The organism is Deinococcus psychrotolerans, from assembly GCF_003860465.1.
In the GTDB taxonomy this organism is placed as follows: Bacteria; Deinococcota; Deinococci; order Deinococcales; family Deinococcaceae; genus Deinococcus; species Deinococcus psychrotolerans.
In genome coordinates this window covers 2,313,194-2,335,687 of the sequence record NZ_CP034183.1, presented here as the reverse complement: position 1 = coordinate 2,335,687, position 22,494 = coordinate 2,313,194, and the positions used below count along the sequence as shown (strand labels likewise).

Genomic DNA, 22,494 nt, shown 5'->3' with positions numbered 1-22,494 from the left:
GGTTAAGCGTTGCCCCCTAACGTGAAAGTTGGTGAACGGCTTACCAGACCGTAGACTATACCAGCGTCTAAACGCTTACTGAGCGGTGAGTCAAATTCTGTAAAAGTGTCGGTATTTATGATGATGAAACGCCCCGCCCTGATTTTCCTTTTCGCCATGTTGCTGTCCGCCAGCGCAGGAGCGCTGCAAGTCATTGTCTGGGACAGAGATTTGCAGACCAAGCTCGGCTACGGTGAAGTCAGCGCCAGCAAACTCAATTTGCAACTCGTGACCGATTACAGCGGCCCGGTGGTGGTTCTCTTTGCCCGCGACAGCACCGAAAAGGCGGCTTACAGCGGCCTGGCTCCCCGCTATGACGGCCTCCTCAAAAATGGTGTCCTCAACATCAATGTCCCCGACAACACCGAGAATGTCACGCTGAGTAAATTTTTGGGCAGCTTCAAACTGAATTTATCGGTGCAAAGTGCCGGGCAAAACGTGAGTTTGCCGGGCCTCAAAACTGCGCCTGAAAAAGACCCCAAGAAGTAACATTCGCCGGCCTGCTCTCCCGTCTCCCCCGCCCGCGCTTCCCAAAGGAGTGGTTATGCTCTCACAGATTTTGATTGTCGAGGACGATCCCCATTTGGGGCCGCTGCTGCGCGATTACCTCAGCGCGGATTATCAGGTCTTTCACGCCGCCACCCTGGCCGAGGCCCAAAATTGGCTGGGCACGCACAGCGCCCAACTGATTTTGCTCGATCTCAACTTGCCCGACGGCAACGGCCTGGACTTGGTGCAGTCGCTGCGGCAGTACAGCTCGACACCGGTTTTGGTGCTCTCGGCCCGCAGCCACGTGCAGGAGCGGGTCGCGGGGCTCAATGCCGGAGCCGACGATTACCTCACCAAGCCGTTTGCCATGCCCGAACTTGACGCCCGCATCAGCGCTCTGCTGCGGCGCACCGCTTCGGGCGGTAGCGTCAATCTGGGCAACACCAGCTTGTCGACCAGTAGTCTGACACTCACCGCCGAGGAGCAGCACGTCAACCTCACCGAGCACGAGTCGCGCATCCTGGAGCTGATGATGAGGACGCCCGAGCGGGTCTTTTCGCGGGCCGACATCGAATCTCACCTCTACGGCTGGGAAACGCCCAACTCCAACAGCGTGGAAGTGCGAATTTCGCAGCTCCGCAAAAAACTGGAATCGGTGGGCAGCACCCTGAGGGTTCGCACCATCCGCAACGTCGGCTACGTCTTGCAGGCGTAGGCGTCCGCGCCGAATCCCGAGTTCAGCACGCCGCCGAGCTTCACCTCTCCACACATAAGCCGGAAGCCTGACGATTGTAGGTTTCCGGCTTATGTGTGGGTCAGGCGTTTATCCTCACTTCCTGTGCAACTCGGCCCACCGCACCCGTGAGGCCCATAGCGTGAGCAAATTCTTTGGATCGAACTTAACGGCCCGCGCCGCATTCCGCTATCCTGAACGCACGTTTCGGGAGGAAGGACATGCAAAATTACCAGCAGGGAGAACGTTTTTTTGATGAGATGTTTACCCCGGACGGCGCGGTCAGGCCCCATTATCAGGGCGTGCAAGCGTATTTAGAGCGCCTCGGTGTCCCGGAATTTGAGCGGCGGCGCTCATTGCTCGACTTGGCTTTTCGCAACCAAGGCATCACCTTTACCGTCTACGGCGACAGTGCCGGAACCGAGCGCACCTTTCCGTTTGATCCGGTGCCGCGCATCATCCCGGCGAGCGAGTGGGCCACTTTGGAAGCGGGCCTGACCCAGCGCGTCAAGGCGCTCAATGCCTTTTTGCGCGACATTTACAGCGACGCCCAGATCCTTAAGGAAGGAATCATTCCCAGCGAGTTGGTGTATTCGTCGAGCCACTTCCGGCGCGAAGTTCACGGCCTCAAAGTGCCGCTGGGCGTGTATACCCACATCGTCGGCAGCGATTTGATCCGCGATGAGCAGGGCAACTATCTGGTTTTGGAAGACAATTTGCGCTCGCCCAGCGGCGTGAGCTACCTGCTGGCCAACCGCGCCGCCATGACCCGCATCTATCCGGGCATGTTCGATTCGCAGGGCGTACGGACGGTGCAGCACTACCCCAACGAACTGCTGCGCGTGCTCAGTTCGCTCAGCCCGCGTGCGCCGGAAGCCACCGTGGTGCTGCTGACGCCGGGGATGTACAACAGCGCTTACTTTGAGCACGCTTACCTCGCTCAGCAGATGGGCGTCGAACTCGTCGAGGGCCGTGATTTGTTTGTGGACAATGGCCGCGTCTGGATGCGGACCACCAACGGGCGCACCCAAGTGGACGTGATCTACCGCCGCGTCGACGACGAATTCCTCGATCCGCTGACCTTCCGGCGCGACTCGGCGCTGGGCGTGCCGGGCTTGGTGGAGGTGTACCGTCAGGGCCGGGTCGCCATTGCCAACGCCATCGGCGCGGGCGTGGCCGACGACAAAGCCGTTTACGCCTACGTGCCGCAGATGATCGAGTATTACCTCGGTGAGAAGGCCATCTTGGGCAACGTTCCCACGTATCTGGGCTGGGACAAAGACCAACTCGGGTACATGCTCGAAAACGCCTCGGAACTGGTGATCAAGGCGGTGGGCGAGGCGGGCGGCTACGGCATGCTGATCGGCCCGGCCTCCACCCAGCAGGAAGTGACGGACTTCTTGGTGCAGGTGCGCGAAAATCCCCGCAACTACATCGGACAGCCGGTGGTGGGCTTGTCGCGTCACCCCACCTTTTATCCGGATTCCGGTGATTTCGAGGCGGCCCACATAGACCTGCGCCCTTACATTCTGGTGGGCCAAGACGTTTCCATTATCCCCGGCGGCCTGACGCGGGTGGCGCTCAAGCGCGGCTCGTTGGTGGTCAATTCCTCGCAGGGCGGCGGCTCCAAAGACACTTGGGTGCTGGATCACGACGGCCCGGTGAACGCCCAGATTCAAAGCCAGTTTCAAGGTGCACCGCTGCAAGGCGGTCTCGTCTCGCCGGGTCAGCCGCACTGGCCGCTGGGCGGAGCGTCGGGGCCAGCCCAGCGCCACTTGCAAAACGCGCCGCTAGATGAGGCCGCAGCGGGCCAGTCGCAATCGCAAAGCCAGTCGCAAAGCGGGGGCGGCACCCAGAGTCAAAGTCAGGCTCAGCAAGGAGAGCAGGAGCCGCCGCTGGGCGCTTTGCCCCTCAACTCAGCCGAGCCGCCCCCCGAGGACACCCATCAGCAGCACCGCTTTTTGCCGGGAACCGAACTGCCCGAGCAACTCGCCGAGCAAAGCGGCCACGTGGGGGTTGCCCATTCAGATCAAGTCCCTGACCCCGCCACCGTGCCGGGCATCGAACAACCCGATCAGCAAGGAGACGTGTAATGCTCTCGCGCTTAGCCGAATCGCTGTACTGGATTGGCCGCTACGTCGAGCGGGCCGAGAACACTGCCCGCCTGCTCAACGTCAACTATTACGCCACCTTGGAAGCGGGCGGGCGGGTCAGCGAGGAGTGGCGACCCCTATTGGAGATTTCCGGCACAAAGGCCGGCTTTGCCGAGCACTATGGCCGCGCCGATGCCCACAACGTGGCGGCTTGGCTGGCTTTCGACCGCCGCAATCCGTCGAGCATCGCGTCGAGCCTTTCCCGCGCCCGCGAAAATGCGCGTGGCCTGCGCGACCGGATTCCCAGCGAGATGTGGGAAGAACTCAATCTGGCTTACCTCAATCTGTGCTTTCAGAACGTCGATGTGCTGGCCAGCGACGGTCTGTTCGAATACTGCTCGGCGGCCCGCGACGCTTCGCAGATGTTTTTCGGCATTGCTTTTGCCACGTTGCCGCGCGACGAGGGTTGGTCGTTTATGCGGGCAGGTCAAATGCTCGAGCGCGGCGACAATTTGCTGCGGCTCCTGCAGGTGCGCTACAGCGTCCGCAGCCCCAGCAGCCCCGCGCAGGCCGCCGTGGACAACCACCGCTGGATGGCGGTGCTCAAAACGGTCTCGGCGTACGAGGCTTACCGCAAAAGCGAACACGGCGGCCTCGACCCGCGCACCATCGCCAAGTTTTTGCTGCTCAACGGCTATTTTCCGCGCAGCGTGCGCTACTGCGGCGAGAACTTGCACGACGCTTTGGCCCAAATCGAGCGCATTCATCCCAAGTCTCACCCCGAGCTGCTGCGCGAGGCCAAATGGCTGATGGCCCGCTTGGAGCACGCCAATGTGGACGACATCTTAGAGCGGCAGTCGCCCGGCCTCGACACCTTGCTGAGCGACTTCAACGCCGTCGGCTCCGCGATTTACGCGGCCTATTTCACGGTTTGAGCCTCTCTGCTTTCACGGATCCGCAACCCCAATGCAGCGAAGCGTGCCTATGTTGTCAGGGCGGCTGGTTTACCTTCTTTTGAGGACAGGTGGGCGCAGGCAAGTCGTCAACCCAGCGGCGTTCTGATTCATGACCTGTTTTGCCCGCCGTTTTCCCGTATCCTCACCGGAGAGTTATGCGCGCCGATATCCGTCACGTCACCGAATACGTCTATAAAGAACCCGCTTGGGATTCGTTTAACGAAGTGCGCCTGCACCCCGAGGCCAGCGCCCGCCAGCAACTCAAGAGCTTCCATTTGCTGGTGGATCCAGAAGCGAGCAGCGTCACCACCCACCGCGATTATTTCGGCTCCATCGTGCATCACGTTCACGTTCACGAGCGCCACCAAGTGCTGCGGATCGAGGCGCAGGCGCTGGTCACCACCAAGCCGCTGACAGTGCCGCCGCCTGTGCCGCTGAGCGCCCTCGACGACCTGCGCAGCGAAGTCACCGAGTTTTTGATTGCCAGCCCGCGTGTACCCAAAGGCGACTGGCCCGAGATCTTCGGCGTGGCCCGCCCTGGCCCCAACGATGATCTCTCGGCTTTTTTAACCGATCTGACCCACCAATTTTTTCATCAGTTCAGCTACAAGCCCGGAGCCACCAGCGTCCGCACCACCATTCAGGAGTTTGCCAAGTTACAGCAGGGCGTTTGCCAAGATTTTACCCACGCCATGCTGGGGGTCTGCCGCACGCTGGGCATCCCGGCCCGCTACGTCAGCGGCTACCTGTATTCCGGCGGCGAGATGATCGGCGCAGACGCCACCCACGCCTGGCCAGAAGTGCTGATCCCCGGCGCGGGCTGGGTGGGTTTCGATCCGACCAACGACGTGCTGGCCGGAGAAAAGCACATCAAGATCGGTCACGGGCGCGATTACCCCGACGTGTCGCCTGTGCGCGGCACCTTTTACGGCGGCGGGCAGGGCCGCTTGGACGTGGAAGTGCGGGTTTACGGTGAGCAGCAGCAGTAAAAAGCAGCTCTCCAGCAAAAAGCCGCCGCCTCATTGAAAGGCAGCGGCTTCGGTGTAAAGGGGAGTTAAACGCCGCTGAGAACAGCTCTGGCGATAAAGAGACTGGCCAAAAAGCCGCCGACAATCACAGAAACCAAGAAGTAGGCCACGCCGGACAGCACCAAAAGTGCGAGCGCTTCGCCGTTGGTGCGAATATTCATGCTGGACTGCACTGCCAGAAAGCCGAAATACATATTGGCTAAAGAGATGAGAATGGCAGCCAGAAAGCCGATAACGGGAATAACACCAATCAAAGTTCCCAGAATACTCATCGGCACAAAGAAGAGAGAAAAGGTGTAGGCAACTTCAGCGTAGGTTCCCGTTCCTTTAAACAGCGCCTTGCCGATGTAATAAACCGCTCCGGTAAAAACAGCAAAGCCCAGCGGAACGAGAATAAGACGGCTGAAGAGCTGACCAAAAAAAGTAACCTCACTGTGAAAGAGCGCGAAGAAAGCGGCGATCAGCGCCGACACCACCGCCGCGACCATCACGTAGATGTAGGCTTGCTGCACCCCGCCCCGCTGCTCAAAGCGCTCGAAAGTGGACACGCTCGGCTGGCTCAGCACCGCTGTACTCTGGCTAAACATGTCTTGGATACCGGCGCTAATCTGAGGAGACTTTTGCATACTGCTAATTATGAGGGCTGGGCCGTCAAAGTTGCGTCAAGAGCTTGGGCAAAACTTGAACGTTCTCAAATTGTTGACGGCGCAATCCGACTTGCCCCTTCTGTTTGGGCCGTAATTTGCGCTAAGCTGGCGGGATGCTTAAGGTCGAGTCCGAGTACACGCCCGCAGGCGATCAGCCAACCGCCATTCGCAGCTTGGTAGACGGCCTAGACAGCGGTCTGCGCTTTCAGACCCTCCTCGGCGCGACGGGCACCGGTAAAACGTACAGCGTGGCCCAAGTCATCGAAAAAACTGGACGCCCAGCCCTGATCATGGCTCCCAACAAAATCCTGACGGCCCAACTCGCCGCTGAGTTCCGCGAGTTTTTTCCGACAGCCGCCGTCGAGTTTTTTATCTCGTATTACGATTATTATCAGCCAGAAGCGTATGTGCCGGGCAAAGATCTGTTTATCGAAAAAGACGCCGCCATCAACCAAGAAATCGAGCGGCTGCGCCATTCGGCCACCCGCAACTTGCTGACCCGCCGCGACACCATCGTGGTGGCTTCGGTGAGCTGTATTTACGGCCTCGGCGATCCTGCCGAATACAGGGCACTCAACATTTTGCTGAAGGTCGGCGAACAGATGAGCCGCGACGAGATGTTGAGCCGTTTGATCTCGATGCAGTACGAGCGCAATGACATTGAACTGTCCGCCGGACGTTTCAGGGCCAAAGGCGAGATCATTGAAATCTGGCCCAGCTATGATGAACAGCCGCTGCGGATTCAGCTTTTCGGTGACGAAATCGAGAAAATCCAGATTGTGCATTCGTTGACCGGCGACAAACTCGGTGACTTGGATGCCAGCGTGATTTATCCAGCCAAACACTATGTCGCCAGTGCCAGCAACGTCGAGCGCTCTATTGTTACCATCCAGCAAGAGTTAGACGAGCGGTTAGAGTACTTCAACTCGGTGGGCAAACTCTTGGAAGCGCAGCGCCTTAAAGAGCGCACCCTCTACGACTTGGAAATGATGAAAGTGCTGGGCTACTGCTCCGGCATCGAAAACTACTCGCGGCACGTGGATGGCCGCAGGCCTGGCGAAACGCCCTTTACCATGTTGGATTACTTTCCGGAAGATTTTGTGACGTTCATTGACGAATCGCACGTAACGGTGCCGCAAATCGGCGGGATGGCCAACGGTGACAGGGCCCGCAAGCAAACGCTGGTCGATTACGGCTTCCGGCTGCCCTCGGCCATGGATAACCGCCCGCTAAACTTTCAGGAATTTTTGGAGAAAACGGGTCAAACCGTGTTTGTTTCGGCCACACCCGGCCCTTTTGAGCGTGAGGTCAGTGACAGCATCGCCGATCAAATTATTCGACCCACCGGACTGGTTGACCCGCCCGTAACAGTTCGCCCGATTCAGGGCCAAATTGACGACCTGCTGGGCATGATTCGGGGCCGTGCCGAAAAGGGCGAGCGGGTGCTCATCACCACCTTGACCAAGCGGATGTCCGAAGACCTCACCGAGTACCTGTTGGAGCGTGGCGTACGTGCCCGCTACATGCACTCGGACATCGACTCGGTGGAGCGCCAGGTCATCATTCGGGATTTGCGGTTGGGTCACTATGACGTACTGATCGGCATCAACCTCCTGCGCGAAGGACTGGACTTGCCGGAAGTCTCGCTGGTCGCCATTCTGGACGCCGACAAGCCGGGCTTCCTCAGAAGCGAGCGGGCACTGATTCAGACCATCGGGCGGGCGGCCCGCAACGTCGGCGGCGAGGTGATTTTGTACGGCGACAGCATTACCCCGGCCATGAAAAGCGCGATGGACGAAACCGACCGCCGCCGCGAAAAGCAGACCGCCTACAACTTGGAACACGGCATCACCCCGACCACCATCATCAAGGGAGTCAGAAACGTCATTCGCGGTGAGGAAGTGGCCGAGTTGCCCGCTTCCGGCGATTTGAGCAATGACCGCGACGCCCTGACCATTCAACTCACCGACCTTGAGCTGGACATGTGGCAAGCCTCCGAGGACTTGGACTTTGAGCTGGCCGCTTCCCTGCGCGACCAGATTCGCAGCATTGAGGCCAAATTGCAGGGCAAGAACTTTGAGCAGCCCACCGTGCCGGGTCAGAAAGTCAGAAAGCGCGGGCGGCGCTGAGTCAAAAGTGACGGGCAGCTATATCGCGATTGCCTGAAATTAGTTTCCCGTCGCCCGTGCCGCCGCGTGGCAGCCAATCTCTACTTCGCCTTCCAAGAGTCCCCGCGCTGCCAGCTCGCGCATGACCAATTGGCAGTAGGCGTGCAAGACCTCGGGGCTGGCCCAGTCTAAAGTCAGCGGCGAGAGGTTGAGACGGCGGGCTTCAGCAGCCAAGTACACTTCGAATTCACTCACCCTCACAGCATAGGAGAAGGGCCGAACAAGTTTCCCTGTTCGGCCCTTCTCAGTTGAGTGGCTCGCTCAGTCGAGTAGCTCAGTCGTCAGCAGCAGCCTGACGCATTTCGCGCTCATCGGCCTCGCGCAGCTTACGAATACCGCGCACGATGCCAATGACGGCGAAGTAACTGATGATCGGCAACACGATAGCCAGAATCCACAAAATCAAGTTGGCGCTGGATTCTTTGAGCACGCCCGACAGCACCAGCTCTGGCCTATAGCCCGCGACACTGAACACCGCGATCATCACGAAGAAGGCGATCCCCAGCCCCAACCTGACCGGATAATCGGTGGGATTTTCAGCGTAGTACTGGTTTTCACTGCTGCGGTCAATCAGCGGAATGGCGAACAGCAAGCCGATGATGATGCCCGGCATTACCAGCGCACCGAAGAACTCGGCGTTGAAGACTCCGCCCCACAAGTTGAACTCTAAGCTGCCCGGCAAGATCGCCAGGATGCCGAAGACCCACAGCAGGTAAAAGTCCGGCTTGACGATGGGCGACTGGTTGCTGGGCGGCCCGAAGACTTCAACCGGGTGAACCGGAATGAAGGCGGCGAACAACATCACCAAGCCAGTAAAGATCAGCGCCAGCATCAGCATGATGGGGGTCTGCTGGGTAATCAGCGGCACGCCCACGATCTTCTTATACGCCAGCTCTTTGGCGTAGCGGGGCTGGGTGTGCTTCTGCTTGATCATCAGCAGCATGTGCGCCCCAGTCAGGGCCAGCAAAATACCAGGCAGCAACATGATGTGGTAGCCGTAGACCCGCGAGATGATGCCGGGGCCGGGGAACTTGCCCGCAAAGGCGGCTTGGCCGACCCACTCGCCGATCCAAGGGATGCTGGAGGCGATACCCACGACCACTTTCAGGGTGGTGAAGGCAAAGTTGTCGTAGGGCAGGCTGTAACCCGTCACGGCGGTCAGGGCGGTGAAGATGATCAGGAGAAGGCCAATCCACCAATTGATTTCACGCGGCTTTTTATAAGCGCCGGTGAAATAAATACGCATCATGTGCATCAGGCCCGCGCCCATCATCAAGTTGGCCATCCAGTGGTGCATCCGGCGCAGCATGTCGCCGAACGGCATGGCATTGATGTTGATGGCGCTGGCCCACGCAGCAGGCACCAAGTTGGCTGAGGTGGGATCCATCGGGTTTTTGACCAAGATGGTGCTGGGCTCGTAGAACAGCGCCAGAATTGCGCCGGTCAAGATCAGCACGATTAAGGAAAATAGCGTAATTTCACCCAAGAAGAAGCTGTGGTGAACCGGGAAGGCTTTACGCAAAAACTTATCGTTTAAGCGCGAAATGTGAAGCCGCTCGTCGAGCCATTGGTTCATATCGTCTTCGCCTCCTCGAGAAGCGACTTCCAATCGCTCTCGGTCAATCCAAAGTAAGGCCCGCTCAGTGAGCCGGTCGCCATCACACCGCCCGCGTCAAGCTTGATCGGCAACTGCGGCAGCGGCTTGGGCGGTGGCCCGCCGATCACCTTGCAGCCTGCACGCGGGTCGTACGCGCCGGAGTGGCAAGGACACAAAATAGTTTCAGGTTTAGAGGGGTTGTCGCCGACTTGGCATCCGAGGTGCTGGCAAATGCCGCTGTAGGCCACCACGCCGTCTTGCACGCCTTTGAGGTCAGTGGGAGCCACGATCTCAGCAGTAGGAAACTTGAAGACAATCAACAAGTTGTTGGGTTCATCTTTTTTGATGACCGGCTTGCCGTCTTTGTCTTTGCCTTGCGGCCAAGCGCGGGTGATCTTGTCACTCAGATCACTGGTTTTAATTGGCTGACCGCTTTGGGATCCCTCGGCGTACACCAAGATGTCGCCCTCGATGGCAGGAACTTTTCCCGCCGTGATTCGGTTGGGAGGCCGCACGCCCGCCAGCGCTGTGACGAGGCCGAGGCCGCCCACTGCGCCGGCAGTGCCGAGCGCCACGTTGATGAACTTGCGCCGAGAAATTTCGGGGTCTGCACGTCTGTATTTGGTCATAAGTTCGTCACCACCGCTTTATTCACTTTTGCTTCAGCACTCGCCGCAGCCACACTTACCACGGAAACTCACCGCTGGAATCTTCGACCAGCACTTCGCTGTCCATGAAGTATTTCTTGTAGAGGCCCGCTGCCACGCCCAGCAAGATCACGACCATCGCCGCGTAAAAGCCTTCGCCGGTCACGTCGGGTTTGACGACCGGATCGGCAGCCCAGCCGTACCAATCACTGATAATCAGGCGGGCGAACAAAATACCGAACACCACCACACCGATCAGGGTGGAGACCATCGCCAGCACCGAGAGTGGGGTGCTGCGGGTTTTGTGAATGCCGGGCTTTAACTCCTGCCCCTCAGCCCACACGCTGTACAGGCCAATAATGCCGTAAGTCAGGCACAGCAAGATAAAGGTCACGAGCGTGATTTCCGGCAACTTGATTTCTTCCGGCACAAAGCGCGAACGGTTCTTGAGGACTTCCGGGCTGATGGTGCTGGCAGAAGCCGCAACCACAGCAGGCGTCACCAGTTCAGCTTTGTTGCCCCAAGAGTTCAGCACGTAGTTGGTGACGGCGTAGATTTCGTTGTCCTTGAGGCTGGCCTCAAAAGCCGGCATAGCTCCCTTGCCTTTGACCACGCGGGTATGCACCAGCACCGGGTCTTGCAAGATGGTTTCTTGCCCGGCGAGTTTGGGGCCCACACCGCCCTGACCATTCAGGCCGTGACAACCTGCACAGGCAGTGGCTCCCGTAGCCGCGTTGCCCTGCTCAAAAATCTTCTTGCCGACCGTCGGCCATTCTTTGGCGGCGGCGGCGGTGATGGCCGGATCAATCTTGATCGGCTCTGGGGCGGTTTCTTTGTTGAAAAGAAACAACAAAACAATCCATAAAATGGCCGCGATCACAATCGCAACCGAGGGCATTACTGCGTCATTCCGTTCCACGTTACGTTCTCCCTCATCAGCGAAATGGCCCTGCGCTTGTCTGAATACTGAGCCTAAAATCTGCCTTAGCGTATCATGGAGGGCCTTCCTTGAGAGGCGCTGACCATGCGCCCAGCCGCCGAGCAAGAGCAAAGGGAAAACCCCCGAAAAGCGCGACTTAGCGTCCACTTAATGTACAGAACATAAGGCGTCCTAAATGTCCCCGCTGATACCCTGATCAAGGCCGCCGAGTGCGGCCAGCAGCGGGAAAAGTGTAGTTGAGAGTACAAGCGTATCTTGGTTTTCAGGATGCTCGCGCCGGTCTGATCCGCCTTCACTCAGCAGCGCCACACACAGCGGCCTCGGCAGCAGCAGCAGGCCCACATCGTGATGCACACCCAGCAGTTCGCCGCTCTTGGTATAGGTCTGGTAGCGGGAAGAGTTGGCGGCGTGTCGGAGCAGCGAGCGGCCCAAAATGTCGCGGTAGTGCTGGCGTCCCAGGATAGAAAGGGCCAATTGGCGCACAGGCGGTTCAAGGCGCTGGCCCTGCCACAGCCCGAGCAGCAGCTCCGCTTGTTCAGCCGCCGAAGTGCGGTTGCGCTCGCCGAGAAGCTGGGCGGCGTTCTGCTGTTCTGGGGGCAGTTGCAGCTTGCCCACCAAACGGGTCTGCCGGCAGCCGCGCTCAAAGAGCCAAGCGTTAACCGCGTCCACGCCAAGCAAGTCGATGACCATATTGGTGGCGGTGTTGTCACTGACGATGATCATCAGGGTCAGCAGGTCTTCCAGGCTCAGTTCGAGGCCCGCACCGAGTTCGTGAAGTATCCCTGCGCCGCCCACCCGGTCTGCGGGTTTCAGGGTGTGGCGCTCGTTGAGGCGGAGCTGTCCAGTTTGCACCCGCTCCAAAGCCAGCAAGAGCAGCGGCACTTTGATGGTGCTGGCAGACAGAAAGGCCCGCTCGGCGTTCAAGCAGACCAGCACCTCCCCTTCCAGCGTGCTGATAGCCAAGCCAACTTCGCCGCCGTAGCTCTGGGCGCGGAGTTGCTCCAAGAAAGCTTGCCCTAAAGTCACAGACTCTGGGGTCACAGCGGCAATTTGAACTTAGCCAGCGCCGCAAAAGGGTGTAGAGCGCTCTGCGGTCTGAGGGTACAAAAGTCGGGGCCACCGTCGGGCGTGACGTGGTGCGGACAGGCCGGACATTCGGGAAACTCCAGAGCGGTGTAAGCCAAATCCGGCTCGGCTGAAGCAATAGACCAGGTGCGGGTGCATCCGGCGACATACGTTTGCGGCACAGCCGTAATTTTCGGTGCGGCTGTACGCCTACTCAAGGTTGGCGATGCCCTCCCGAATGGCGTAGAGCGCGGCCTGGGTGCGGTTGTTGAGCTGCAACTTGGTAAAGATTTCTGACAAGCGGTTGCGAACAGTTTTTTCGGAAATGTCGAGCCGGAGGGCAATTTCCTGGTTGGAAAAGCCCTGTGCCAGCAGCTTGAGAATCATGGTCTCGCGTTCGTTGAGATCGGCGTGTTTGCCGCTGGGCAGCACTTCGCGCTTGTCGCGGAAGTCGTCTAGAACGTTTTGGGCCATGTCGGGGTCAAGCAGCGCTTCGCCCCCCGCGACCCGCTCGATGGCGTCAATCAGGGTGGCCGCGTCGGCGTCTTTGAGAATGTAGCCGCGTGCGCCCGCTTTGACCGCCTCGAACACGTAACGGTCTTGACGGTACATGGTGATGATGATGACGCGGGCATTGGCGTCGATTTCCAGAATGTTCTGGGTGGCTTTCACGCCGTCGAGTTCCGGCATCTGAATGTCCATCAAAATGACGTCGGGATGGGTTTCAGCGGCGAAGCGAATGGCCTCACGTCCGTTGGCCGCCTCGCCAATCACCCGCATTCCCTCGCTCTCTAAGAGGCTGCGGAGTCCTTGGCGAAAGAGGGCATGGTCATCGGCGATCAAGACGCGAATCATGGACGCAGTCTACGGCGGCGGCGGCTCTGGCAGTGCGGGCAACCTCACTGAGCCAGCGTAAGCCCAAGCACCGAGCGGGCCTGTGACCCTGTTGCAAGAAAAGATGCCCTAAACTTGGGCCGTGATTACTTGGTTTGACGCCCTGCTCGTAACCCTGCTGGCCCTCACGGCAGCGCTGGGAGCCAGACGCGGCTTGGCGGGCTTGGCCTGGGGCTTAGGCGTCGTGGCGGTTTGCTTTGTCAGCAACTTTTTCCTTCATGGCTGGCCCGCTTTGGTGCTGGCGCTGGTTTTGGGTTTCGGGGTGGCCTGGTTCTCGCAGCGCTTGATCGGCCCCGCGCTCGAAACATGGCATATCGCGCTGGGCGCACTCGGCGGCCTGATCGCCGGCTTGGTGTTGGTCAGCAGCTTGGCACTCGGTTTTCCGATTGGAACAGACAACCAGTACCCGACCAACAAACTGCCGCCCAGCGTGCATGACGCGGTGGTCAATTCGTATGTCCAAAAAATACTTTTCCCTGTTTTCAATGGCAACGACGCGCTGAAGACCTTATTGATTCCCGATTTCAGCCAGCGTTAGAGCGGCAGGAAGAAAAAGGGGGGAGGGTGGAAGGCGTCAGTCACACTGTTGACGCCTCCCACCCTCCCCCTGCTAGAGGATCAGCTTTTCCCTGTAATTTACCCTGTAACCTCTGCCAAAGCCGCCAGCAGAGCGCTGTTTTGCTCGGGCGTGCCGATACCGATTCGCAAGCAGCCTTCCAGCATCGGCATTCCGTCCTGGCGGCGCACCAAGAGGCCGCGTGAGAGCAGGTGCTGATACGCGGCAGCGGCGTCAGGCGTTTTGAGTAAGAAGAAATTGCCCTGCGAGGGAAGCCCCGTATACACCGGATGACCTTGAAGCGCGGCCAAGATGCGCTGGCGTTCCTGAACGGTCTGGGCCACCCGCTGGCGCATGTACTCGGGGTGCTCTAAGGCGGTCATCGCCACCGTTTGCGTCAGGATGTTGATATTGAAAGCGCTGACCAACTTTTGCAGGTTCTGAGCGAGTTCGGGCGAAGTCAGCGCGTAGCCGAGGCGCAGGCCCGCCAGCCCCCAAGCTTTGCTACACGTTCGCAGCGAAATGCGGTTGCTCCTCTCTGCGACCAATGCGCGGCCATCCGAGTCGGCAAACTGGTAATAAGCTTCGTCGAGCACCGCGACCCAGTCGTCTCCGGCAGCGTCCAAAACGGCTTTCACGTCGCTCTCGGCGTCGAGGTGCCCGGTGGGGGCGTGCGGCTGGGTGACGAACAAAAGGCCCGGCCCACCTTTTTGCAACTCCGCTACCAAGCCTTCTACCGGCAGCGAAAAATCCGGCTTCAGCGGCACTTGCAGTAGGGTCGCGCCGAGCATGCTAGCTTCCAGACCGTAGACCGAAAAGTTGGGCTGTACGCTCAGCACCCGCTGATTTACACCTGCCATTTCGGTCAGCAGCTTGATCAGCACGTTGCTGCCGGGCGTGACCACCACGCCGTCAGGGTTCCAGTCTTCAAACTCGGCGATTTTGTCCCGCAGGGTGTCGGCGTGCAAATCGGGATAGCGGTTCCATTCTGTGTGGGCGAGGCGCTGCAAAGCCAGGTCGCGCAGTTCGGCGGGCAAATCTAGAGCGCTTTCGTTTTGATCGAGCTTGATCGCCGCGCTGACCGGCGTAAACGGGTAAGCCGGAGTGCGGCGCACCACTTGGCGCACGCCAGAGAGGGCGGAGGCGGGCAGCATTGGAGTAGAAGTCATGACACGGTTATAACCCTTTGCGCTGGTAACTTCAGCCGGTAAGCTCAGGGTCAATCCGGGATGCCCGTACTCTCGTCCACACTCATGCCCGCAATCATGAACAGCCGCGCCGCCGCGCTACCCTAAGAGCATGGCCCTGCCTCCCACCGATACCGTCAAAATCCGTGACGTTTTGCGCCGCGCCCAGCAGCGTTCGCGCGAACTGAGCCGCACCCAACAAATCCAGATCGGTGAAGATCTGTACTGCCGGATTGCCCCCGGCGGCTCCAAATTCTTGCTGTTCAGCTTGGACAGCGAACCTGACCATGCCACCGCTGAGGCCGTCGCGCAGGGTCTGGGCTTTGAATCTCCCGAATACGGCTGGCACCAAGGCGAAACCTTGCGCTCGCTGACGGTGGTGGACTTGGCCGCAGAGCCGGAGGCATTGCCCGATGCTTTAGAAACGGAGCCGCAGGAGCCGCCACTTTCTTAAACTGAAGCCATGACTCTTCACCAACAACCGCACCGCCGTTATTTGCAAGAAGCCTTGAATTTGGCCCGCCAAGCGTCGGACGCTGGAAGTTCGCCGGTCGGTGCAGTTTTGGTCGGCGCAGACGGCGAGATCCTTTACCGTGGCCGCAACCGCGTCGGCGAAGCGCAAAGTGCCGAGCACGTCGGAGACGCCAGCGTGTCACACGCCGAAATGGACATTTTCTTTCAGGCGGGCAAACTCGAAGACCCCCAAACGTTGACCCTCTACACCAGCTTGGAACCGTGCTTGATGTGCGGCGGGGCAGCGGCGCTGCTTCAGGTGGGCCGCGTGGTGTGGGCAACCGACGACGCTTGGGGCGGGTCGGGACGACTGATTGCCTGGGCCGATCACCCGGCCATGAAAGAAACCGAAGTGATCGCTTGTCCCGACGCCGATCTGGAACGTGAGGGCGCAGTTCTCTTTGCGCCAGAAGCCAAACGCGCTTTTCCCGACGAGGGTTGGGCGCTGTGGCGAGGGCGCTACCCAGAGGAAACGGCAGGCGTGAAATGAGCGTTCTGGTCGTCGGCAGCGCCAACACTGACATTTTGGTGCGGGTGCGCCGCGCTCCGCTGCCCGGCGAAACGGTGCTGGGCGGAGACGCCGAGGTGCAGGCGGGTGGCAAAGGAGCCAACCAAGCTGTAGCAGCGGCGCGGGCAGGCGCGGCGACGGCGTTTTGCGGCGCGGTGGGGGGTGACACGTTCGCCTCGGTGCCGCGTGAGGCGCTGCGCTCGGCGGGCGTTGACCTCCAGCATTTACGCGAGCTGACGGTGCCCAGCGGCATTGCCCTGATTACCATTTCAGATGACGGCGAAAACAGCATCACGGTGGCGAGCGGCGCGAACGCCCGTTTGAGTCCTGAGGATTTGCCCGCCGACTTTTCCAACTTCAATCATCTGCTGATGCAGCAAGAAATCCCGCCCCAAACGGTGCTGGCCGCCGCTCAGAAAGCCAAGCAAAGCGGCGTGCAGGTGCTGCTCAATGCCGCGCCCAGCCACGAATTCAGCAATAACTTGTGGCCGCTGCTGGACTATTTGATCGTCAACGAACATGAGCTGGCGCAACTGGCGGGTACAGCAGAAGGTCAGGAAGAATCGGCAGCCCGCTCGCTGCTGGAGCGCGGTGTGGGGGCGGTGATCGTCACGCTGGGTGGGCGCGGGTCACTGGCAATCACACCAGCAGGCCTATTCAGGCAGGCCGCCCACAAAGTCGTAGTGGTGGACACCACCGGAGCGGGAGACACGTTTTGCGGCGTGCTGGCAGCGTGGCTCTGTGGAGGCTCCGATTTGCCCGAAGCGCTGAAGGCGGCGGGCGTGGCCGGAGCGCTGGCCTGCACCAAACTGGGAGCGCAGGCGGCCATGCCTACACGCTCGGAGATCGAGGGAGCTTTGGCGGGCTGAGCTGGGTGAGGCTTTGCCTTGCTTCACAGGCTCGGCTTTCTTACATCACCAAATTCCGCGGTGCCGTGCCATGAAAAAACTCCCCCGCCACGCAGACAGGGGAGCAGATTTATTTTGCAGCAGCGCTCTAGCTCGATGCTCCGGCTTGACTGGCGGGCTTGCTCAGCGTGGGAGGCGGCGAAACCGGCTGCACGGGGGCGGCCAGCAACAACCGTTCCAGCACTTCGCCCACATTGGCAGCGGTGTGGATGGTCATTTCGTTGCGGATGCTGTCGGGCAAGTCCTGCAAGTTCGGCTCGTTGTCTTTGGGCACGATCACTTCGCGGATGCCGCCCTGATGGGCTGCCAGCAGTTTTTCCTTGACGCCGCCGATAGGGAGGACGCGGCCACGCAAGCTGATCTCGCCGGTCATGGCAATGTCCATACGGGCGGGGCGTCCGGTGATGGCACTGATCACGGCGGTGGCAATGGTGATGCCTGCCGAGGGGCCATCTTTGGGCGTCGCGCCGTCGGGGAAGTGAACGTGCAGATCCGTGTTTTTGTAGAACTCAGGGTCTGCGCCGTACTCGGTGGCGTGCTTGCGCAGGTAAGCGACAGCGGCCTGCACCGATTCCTTCATCACATCGCCCAAGCTTCCGGTCATGATGATTTTACCGCTGCCGGGGGTCGCCAGCGCTTCGACGACCAGCATGGTGCCGCCCACCGAAGTCCACGCGAGGCCCTGCGCCACACCGACTTGGGCTTCTTTTTCCATTCGGTCAGGCTTGAACATCGGAATGCCGAGGTAATCCGGCACTTGCTCGGCGTCCACCGTCTTGACACCTTCCCAGGGTTTTTCCAGCAGCTCGCGGGCGGCTTTGCGGGCCAGCTTGCTGAGCATCCTGTCCACGTTGCGCACGCCCGCTTCCATGGTGTATTCCTCGATGATGCGTTGCAGCGCGGCGTCGGTGACTTCCATGCGGCCTTCCAAACCGTGTCCACGCAACTGGCGCGGCAGGCGGTAGCGCTTGGCGATTTGCAGCTTCTCCGGCATGGTGTAACCGGGAATCTGAATGACTTCCATGCGGTCGAGCAGTGGACGCGGGATGGTCTGAAGGCTGTTGGCCGTCGTAATGAACATCACCTGCGAGAGGTCATACGGCACTTCCAAATAGTGATCTTGGAAGGTGTGGTTCTGCTCGGGGTCAAGCACTTCCAGCATGGCGCTGCTGGGATCGCCGCGCCAGTCGCTCGACATCTTGTCGATTTCGTCGAGCAGCATGATCGGGTTGACCACGCTGGCATTTTTCATGCCCTGAATAATCCGGCCCGGCATTGAACCGATGTAGGTCCGGCGGTGGCCGCGAATCTCGGCTTCGTCGCGCATACCGCCCAGCGCCATTCGCACGAATTTACGGTTGAGGCTGCGGGCAATGCTCTTGCCCAGCGAGGTTTTGCCGACGCCGGGAGGGCCGACCAAGCACAGAATCGGAGCACGCAGCTCGGAGTCTTCAATGCGCTCTTCCGCCGTGCGCTGCTTTTTGTTGCCCTCAGCGTCCACTTCATCGGGTTTATGGGTGAGTTGACGCACCGCCAAGAATTCCAAGATGCGCTCTTTGACGTCGTCTAGGCCGTAGTGATCGGCGTCGAGAATGTCGCGAGTGCGGACGATGTCCAGAATTTCTTCGTCTCGCTTACTCCACGGCACGTCGGTCAGCCAATCGATGTAATTCCTGACCACAGTGCCTTCGGGGCTGCCGCCGGGGGTGCGCTCCAAGCGGGCCAGTTCCTTGAAGGCTTTTTCCTTGACTTCGTCGGGCATTCCCGCCGCTTCAATTTTCTCGCGCAGGGCTTCGACTTCGGCGGGGCCTTCTTCGCCGCCGCCGAGTTCTTTGCCAATCGCCTTCATCTGCTCGCGCAGGTAATACTCGCGCTGGTTGGCGTCCATCTGCTCTTTGACGCGCCCAGCCACTTTCTTGTCCATATTGAAGCGCTCGAGGTCGCGGGTCAGGTTTTGCAACACCAAGGTGAGGCGCACTTGCTCAGCACCAGCGTCCAGTACCGCCTGCTTTTCTTCCAAGGTCCAAGTGGCGTGGTGGGCGATCTGGTCGGCCAATGTTCCGGCGTCACTGAGGGTCTTGATGCCTTCGAGCTGGTAGTTGTCGAGCCGCAGGGTTTTGTTCTGGCGCTGATATTCCTCGAACGCCGATTTGGTTTCCTGAATGATGACCCGCAGCTCGTCGGGGTTGCCCGGCTGCTTGTCGAGGGTTTCGACGCGCACCCGCAGGTAGCTGCCCGGCACCTGCTCAAGCATCTTGACGCGCTCCTGCGTTTCGACCAAAACCTGATAGGTGTTGTCGGGCAAACGCACGACCTGCTTGATGACGGCCAGCGTGCCGATGTCATGAAGCTCGGCGGGCATCGGGTCGTCGGTGGTGGCGTCGCGCTGAGTAACCACCAAGACGCGGCGGTCTGCGCCCTGCGCTTCGTCTACAGCGCGTTTACTCTTGGGGCGGCCCACGTCGATATTCTGGGTGACGCCCGGCATGATGACCATATTTCGAAGTGCGACAACGGGAAGTTCCCAGATCATGTTTGCTCCTTAAGCGCCGTACTCGGCCCCTGAACTCCGCTGACGCGAAATTCGGCTGGCAAAAACGGAGGAAAGTTTCTCTTTATTAGGCGCATCCTCAGCGCAAGCTCGGCCCTGAGAAAAAAGAATACGCCCCCCAACATGCCGAAAGTCTAACGGGCAAGTTGGAAGGACGCTGTAACCTAAACTGCTTTGTTTTATGCAGACTTCTTGAGTCCCTTAGACTCAAGTACCTTGAGCGGCTCATCTATATTTTCAGCGTCAAAGGTTACTTTTTTCAACGATTCGAGCGGCAACTCGAACAACAAGTCGGTCATGGATTTTTCCAATACGGCCCGCAGTCCACGCGCTCCGGTCTTGCGCTCGGCGGCGCGGTGGGCGACTTCTTTGAGCGCCGACTCGGTGAAGCTCAAGTCGACGTTCTGAAAACCGAAGAGGGCCTGATACTGCTTGATGATCGCGCCCTGCGGCTCGGTCAAGATGCGGATCAGTGCGTCTTCGTCGAGGTCTTGAAGCTGCACCACCAGCGGCAGGCGGCCCACGAATTCGGGAATCAAACCGAACTTGACCAAGTCTTCGGGCATGAATCGGAGTTCGGCCTTTTCGTCGCCTTTGTGCTCGGCTCCAAAGCCTAAGCCACGCACGTTGGTGCGGCTGCGGCCAATATCGGCGATGCCGTCAAACGCGCCGCCCACGATGAACAAGATGTTCTTGGTGTTGACCTGCACCAGTTCCTGCTGGGGATGCTTGCGCCCGCCCTGCGGCGGCACCTGGGCAATGGTGCCCTCAATGATCTTGAGCAGGGCTTGCTGCACGCCCTCACCCGATACGTCGCGGGTAATCGAGGTGCCTTCAGACTTACGGGCGATCTTGTCGATTTCGTCGATGTAGATGATGCCGCGCTCGGCTGCCGCCGGGTCGTACTCTGCGGCTTGCAGCAAGCGCACAATCACGTTTTCCACGTCATCACCGACGTAGCCCGCTTCAGTGAGGGTGGTGGCGTCGGCAATCGCAAACGGCACTTCCAGCATCTCGGCCAAGCTTTGGGCCAGCAGCGTTTTGCCGGTTCCGGTGGGGCCGATCAGCAAAATGTTGCTTTTTTGCAGGCCCACATCCGGGTGCGCCAGGCGCTGGTAGTGGCTGACCACCGCGACGGCCAGCGCTTTTTTGGCTTCGTCTTGACCGATCACGTACTCGTCGAGGTACGCCTTGATTTCCTTGGGGCTGGGCAATTCGTCGAGGTTGAATTCGCCGCCCGCCTTGCGCTGCTGCTTGACCAGATCAAAAGCACGCTCCGAGCACTCGTTACAGATAAAAGCGGTGCGCCCCGGCGCTTCGATGAGCTGGGCAATTTGCGGATGGCTCCGCCCACAAAACGAACAACGATCAGACACGGTCATTCTCCTTCACCTGTTGTTTGTCCAGCATACGGTGTCCTTTCTTGTACCACAGCCCCCATCAAAATCGTGCTCAAACCGGCTCCAGCTCGCGGGTGCTTTCGATCACCGAGTCGATCAGGCCGTATTTCATGGCTTCTTCCGGCGACATGAAGTAATCGCGCTCCATATCGCGCAGCAGTTTTTCGTTGGGCAAATCGGTGTGCTGGTGGTAAATATCCACCAGTTTATCGCGCAGATACAAAGTTTCTTTGGCCTGCACTTCCACGTCGGGCGTGTTACCCCTGAAGCCGCTGGAACCCTGGTGAATCATGATCCGGCTGTTGGGGAGGGCCAGTCTCTTGCCTTTGTCTCCGGCCATCAGCAGTACGCTGCCCATGCTCATGGCGATGCCGACACAGATGGTGCTGATCGGAGCGCGGATGTAACGCATGGTGTCGTAGATCGCTAGGCCCGCGTAAACCTCGCCACCGGGACAGTTGATGTACATCTGGATTTCCTGCTCCGGGTTCTGGCTGTCGAGCAGCAGCAGCTGGGCCACAATGGTGTTGGCCACCTGCGAATCAATCGGCGTGCCCAGAAAGATGATGCGGTCTTTGAGGAGGCGCGAGTAGATGTCGTACATCCGTTCGCCGCGTCCGGTTTGCTCAATCACGTAGGGAATAACACTCATGCGGGGCATTCTAGCGCGGCTCAGGCTTTTGAAAGTGCGCTGATAGGGGGTGCTTTGCTTGGGTCTAGATTTGGCAACAAAAAAGCATTGCCGGTGAGTAACGGCACCCAGCGATCATCCCTTATGGCTGCTGCCTTCCGGCCCTGACCAGATTCAGGCGTCGCCGCTGCGCTACGCCAGCAATGCGGAGGGCAGTGTAGCACTTCGGGCGCATAGAGGGTAGAGGTACGGGGCGTCTGTCAGAGTTTTTTACCTGGACGCTCTAAACATCGAAACAAATTCAGAGAAAATTCGCTCTGGCACGACATTCAGCTCATATTTTTACTAACGCACACTGCCGAGCCAAACCGTAAGAGCTGTGTAAGAACTCACGGTTTACCATTCATTCAGCAGCGAAGGAGACACCGACGCCGCCGCAATAGCAACAGGCGAGCGCAGCCATTTAATTTTCTTTCTGCGAGCGCTACCCAGGAGAACAACATGAATAACAAGAACCGTACCCAGGGCTTTACCCTCATCGAGCTGCTCATCGTCATCGCCATCATCGGCATCCTGGCCGCCGTTTTGATCCCCAACCTGCTGGGCGCTCAGAAGCGTGCCTATGATACGGGTGCCCAGTCCTGCGCCAAGAGCCTCCAGACCGCAATGGCCATTCAGCAGATTGACAACCAGACTTACCCTGTCGTTGATCTGGCCATGAGCGGCGCTAACTCGACCTGTAGCAATGGAAAGATCTCTCTCCCTTCTAAAAACACTGCTGCTCAGAACGATTACAGCTTCACGATCCGAGACTCACGTGGCAGCAAAGAGTACACCGTCACTCCCAGCAGCCTGAGCGCGACCACTAGCTTCTAAACCTAACGTACTAGCAAGGAGGCGGCCATCAGGTCGCCTTTTTTATTCTTTAGTATGAAAAGTTCAAA

23 protein-coding genes and 1 other RNA gene are annotated in these 22,494 nt (G+C 59.3%); 11 read left to right on the top strand and 13 right to left on the bottom strand.

What is annotated here, in order from left to right; translation table 11 throughout:
- Positions 1–156: 156 nt before the first annotated feature.
- The 5 genes from EHF33_RS11520 (at position 157) to EHF33_RS11500 (ending at position 5,299) form a co-directional block, all read left to right on the top strand.
- On the top strand, positions 157–528 hold the full coding sequence (locus tag EHF33_RS11520; RefSeq protein ID WP_241191150.1) for a hypothetical protein: 372 nt from the start codon (positions 157–159) through the stop codon (positions 526–528).
- Between the two features lie 55 nt (positions 529–583).
- A complete protein-coding gene (locus EHF33_RS11515) occupies positions 584–1,243 on the top strand; it encodes a response regulator transcription factor (protein ID WP_124871559.1) in 660 nt (219 codons plus the stop codon).
- Between the two features lie 239 nt (positions 1,244–1,482).
- Positions 1,483–3,354 carry a circularly permuted type 2 ATP-grasp protein gene (locus EHF33_RS11510; protein ID WP_124871556.1) on the top strand — a complete coding sequence of 624 codons (1,872 nt, stop codon included), beginning with the start codon at positions 1,483–1,485 and terminating at the stop codon, positions 3,352–3,354.
- Positions 3,354–4,289, top strand: a complete 936-nt coding sequence (locus EHF33_RS11505; RefSeq protein ID WP_124871553.1) for an alpha-E domain-containing protein — start codon at positions 3,354–3,356, stop codon at positions 4,287–4,289. The genes EHF33_RS11510 and EHF33_RS11505 overlap by 1 nt, the downstream gene beginning before the upstream one ends.
- A gap of 176 nt (positions 4,290–4,465) precedes the next feature.
- The gene (locus tag EHF33_RS11500; RefSeq protein ID WP_124871550.1) at positions 4,466–5,299 is read left to right on the top strand and encodes a transglutaminase family protein; all 834 of its coding nucleotides are present in this window, start codon (positions 4,466–4,468) and stop codon (positions 5,297–5,299) included.
- A 65-nt stretch (positions 5,300–5,364) separates the two neighbouring features.
- Here the strand turns inward: EHF33_RS11500 and EHF33_RS11495 are convergent, their stop codons facing one another.
- Positions 5,365–5,964 carry a YIP1 family protein gene (locus EHF33_RS11495; RefSeq protein WP_124871546.1) on the bottom strand — a complete coding sequence of 200 codons (600 nt, stop codon included), beginning with the start codon at positions 5,962–5,964 and terminating at the stop codon, positions 5,365–5,367.
- Positions 5,965–6,098: 134 nt separating this feature from the next.
- On the opposite strand from EHF33_RS11495, the gene uvrB reads away from it, so the two are divergent.
- Complete coding sequence (gene uvrB / locus EHF33_RS11490; RefSeq protein ID WP_124871543.1) at positions 6,099–8,114, top strand: excinuclease ABC subunit UvrB; 2,016 nt, start codon at positions 6,099–6,101, stop codon at positions 8,112–8,114.
- Between the two features lie 39 nt (positions 8,115–8,153).
- Here the strand turns inward: uvrB and EHF33_RS11485 are convergent, their stop codons facing one another.
- From EHF33_RS11485 to EHF33_RS11455, 7 genes are all read right to left on the bottom strand, one after another.
- Entirely contained in the window at positions 8,154–8,348 is a 195-nt protein-coding gene (locus tag EHF33_RS11485) for a hypothetical protein (protein ID WP_124871540.1), read from the bottom strand.
- 79 nt (positions 8,349–8,427) lie between these two features.
- Positions 8,428–9,729 (bottom strand): cytochrome b, encoded by a 1,302-nt coding sequence (locus EHF33_RS11480; RefSeq protein ID WP_124871537.1) that lies wholly within the window; start codon positions 9,727–9,729, stop codon positions 8,428–8,430.
- Positions 9,726–10,379, bottom strand: a complete 654-nt coding sequence (locus EHF33_RS11475) for a Rieske 2Fe-2S domain-containing protein (RefSeq protein ID WP_124871534.1) — start codon at positions 10,377–10,379, stop codon at positions 9,726–9,728. The genes EHF33_RS11480 and EHF33_RS11475 overlap by 4 nt, the downstream gene beginning before the upstream one ends.
- Positions 10,380–10,434: 55 nt before the next feature.
- A complete protein-coding gene (locus EHF33_RS11470; RefSeq protein ID WP_164473464.1) occupies positions 10,435–11,316 on the bottom strand; it encodes a cytochrome c in 882 nt (293 codons plus the stop codon).
- A gap of 192 nt (positions 11,317–11,508) precedes the next feature.
- Entirely contained in the window at positions 11,509–12,378 is an 870-nt protein-coding gene (locus EHF33_RS11465) for a serine hydrolase (protein ID WP_241191149.1), read from the bottom strand.
- Entirely contained in the window at positions 12,375–12,584 is a 210-nt protein-coding gene (locus tag EHF33_RS11460; protein ID WP_241191148.1) for a hypothetical protein, read from the bottom strand. Before EHF33_RS11460 ends, EHF33_RS11465 begins: the two co-directional genes overlap by 4 nt.
- A gap of 28 nt (positions 12,585–12,612) precedes the next feature.
- Positions 12,613–13,257: a response regulator transcription factor gene (locus EHF33_RS11455; RefSeq protein ID WP_124871528.1), complete on the bottom strand. Its 645-nt coding sequence runs from the start codon at positions 13,255–13,257 to the stop codon at positions 12,613–12,615.
- Positions 13,258–13,378: 121 nt separating this feature from the next.
- Between EHF33_RS11455 and EHF33_RS11450 the strand changes: the two genes are divergently transcribed.
- A complete protein-coding gene (locus EHF33_RS11450) occupies positions 13,379–13,834 on the top strand; it encodes a hypothetical protein (protein WP_241191147.1) in 456 nt (151 codons plus the stop codon).
- 98 nt (positions 13,835–13,932) lie between these two features.
- Here the strand turns inward: EHF33_RS11450 and EHF33_RS11445 are convergent, their stop codons facing one another.
- On the bottom strand, positions 13,933–15,021 hold the full coding sequence (locus EHF33_RS11445) for a pyridoxal phosphate-dependent aminotransferase (protein ID WP_124871525.1): 1,089 nt from the start codon (positions 15,019–15,021) through the stop codon (positions 13,933–13,935).
- Between the two features lie 130 nt (positions 15,022–15,151).
- On the opposite strand from EHF33_RS11445, the gene EHF33_RS11440 reads away from it, so the two are divergent.
- From EHF33_RS11440 to EHF33_RS11430, 3 genes are read left to right on the top strand one after another with little or no spacing between them, the layout of a single operon-like run.
- Complete coding sequence (locus tag EHF33_RS11440) at positions 15,152–15,493, top strand: hypothetical protein (RefSeq protein WP_124871522.1); 342 nt, start codon at positions 15,152–15,154, stop codon at positions 15,491–15,493.
- Between the two features lie 9 nt (positions 15,494–15,502).
- Positions 15,503–16,042, top strand: a complete 540-nt coding sequence (locus EHF33_RS11435) for a nucleoside deaminase (RefSeq protein ID WP_124871519.1) — start codon at positions 15,503–15,505, stop codon at positions 16,040–16,042.
- Positions 16,039–16,929, top strand: a complete 891-nt coding sequence (locus tag EHF33_RS11430) for a ribokinase (protein WP_124871516.1) — start codon at positions 16,039–16,041, stop codon at positions 16,927–16,929. The genes EHF33_RS11435 and EHF33_RS11430 overlap by 4 nt, the downstream gene beginning before the upstream one ends.
- Positions 16,930–17,056: 127 nt before the next feature.
- On the opposite strand, the gene lon is transcribed toward EHF33_RS11430, so the two are convergent.
- The 4 genes from lon to ffs all read right to left on the bottom strand — a co-directional run bounded on the left by lon (position 17,057) and on the right by ffs (position 21,754).
- Positions 17,057–19,501, bottom strand: a complete 2,445-nt coding sequence (gene lon, locus EHF33_RS11425; protein ID WP_124871512.1) for an endopeptidase La — start codon at positions 19,499–19,501, stop codon at positions 17,057–17,059.
- A 197-nt stretch (positions 19,502–19,698) separates the two neighbouring features.
- Positions 19,699–20,901 (bottom strand): ATP-dependent Clp protease ATP-binding subunit ClpX, encoded by a 1,203-nt coding sequence (gene clpX, locus EHF33_RS11420; RefSeq protein ID WP_124871508.1) that lies wholly within the window; start codon positions 20,899–20,901, stop codon positions 19,699–19,701.
- Between the two features lie 70 nt (positions 20,902–20,971).
- Positions 20,972–21,580, bottom strand: coding sequence for an ATP-dependent Clp protease proteolytic subunit (gene clpP / locus EHF33_RS11415; protein WP_124871505.1), 609 nt, complete (start codon positions 21,578–21,580; stop codon positions 20,972–20,974).
- 75 nt (positions 21,581–21,655) lie between these two features.
- An RNA gene (gene ffs, locus EHF33_RS11410) (signal recognition particle sRNA small type) lies at positions 21,656–21,754 on the bottom strand.
- Between the two features lie 297 nt (positions 21,755–22,051).
- On the opposite strand from ffs, the gene EHF33_RS11405 reads away from it, so the two are divergent.
- On the top strand, positions 22,052–22,426 hold the full coding sequence (locus EHF33_RS11405) for a type IV pilin protein (protein ID WP_124871502.1): 375 nt from the start codon (positions 22,052–22,054) through the stop codon (positions 22,424–22,426).
- Positions 22,427–22,494: the final 68 nt, after the last annotated feature.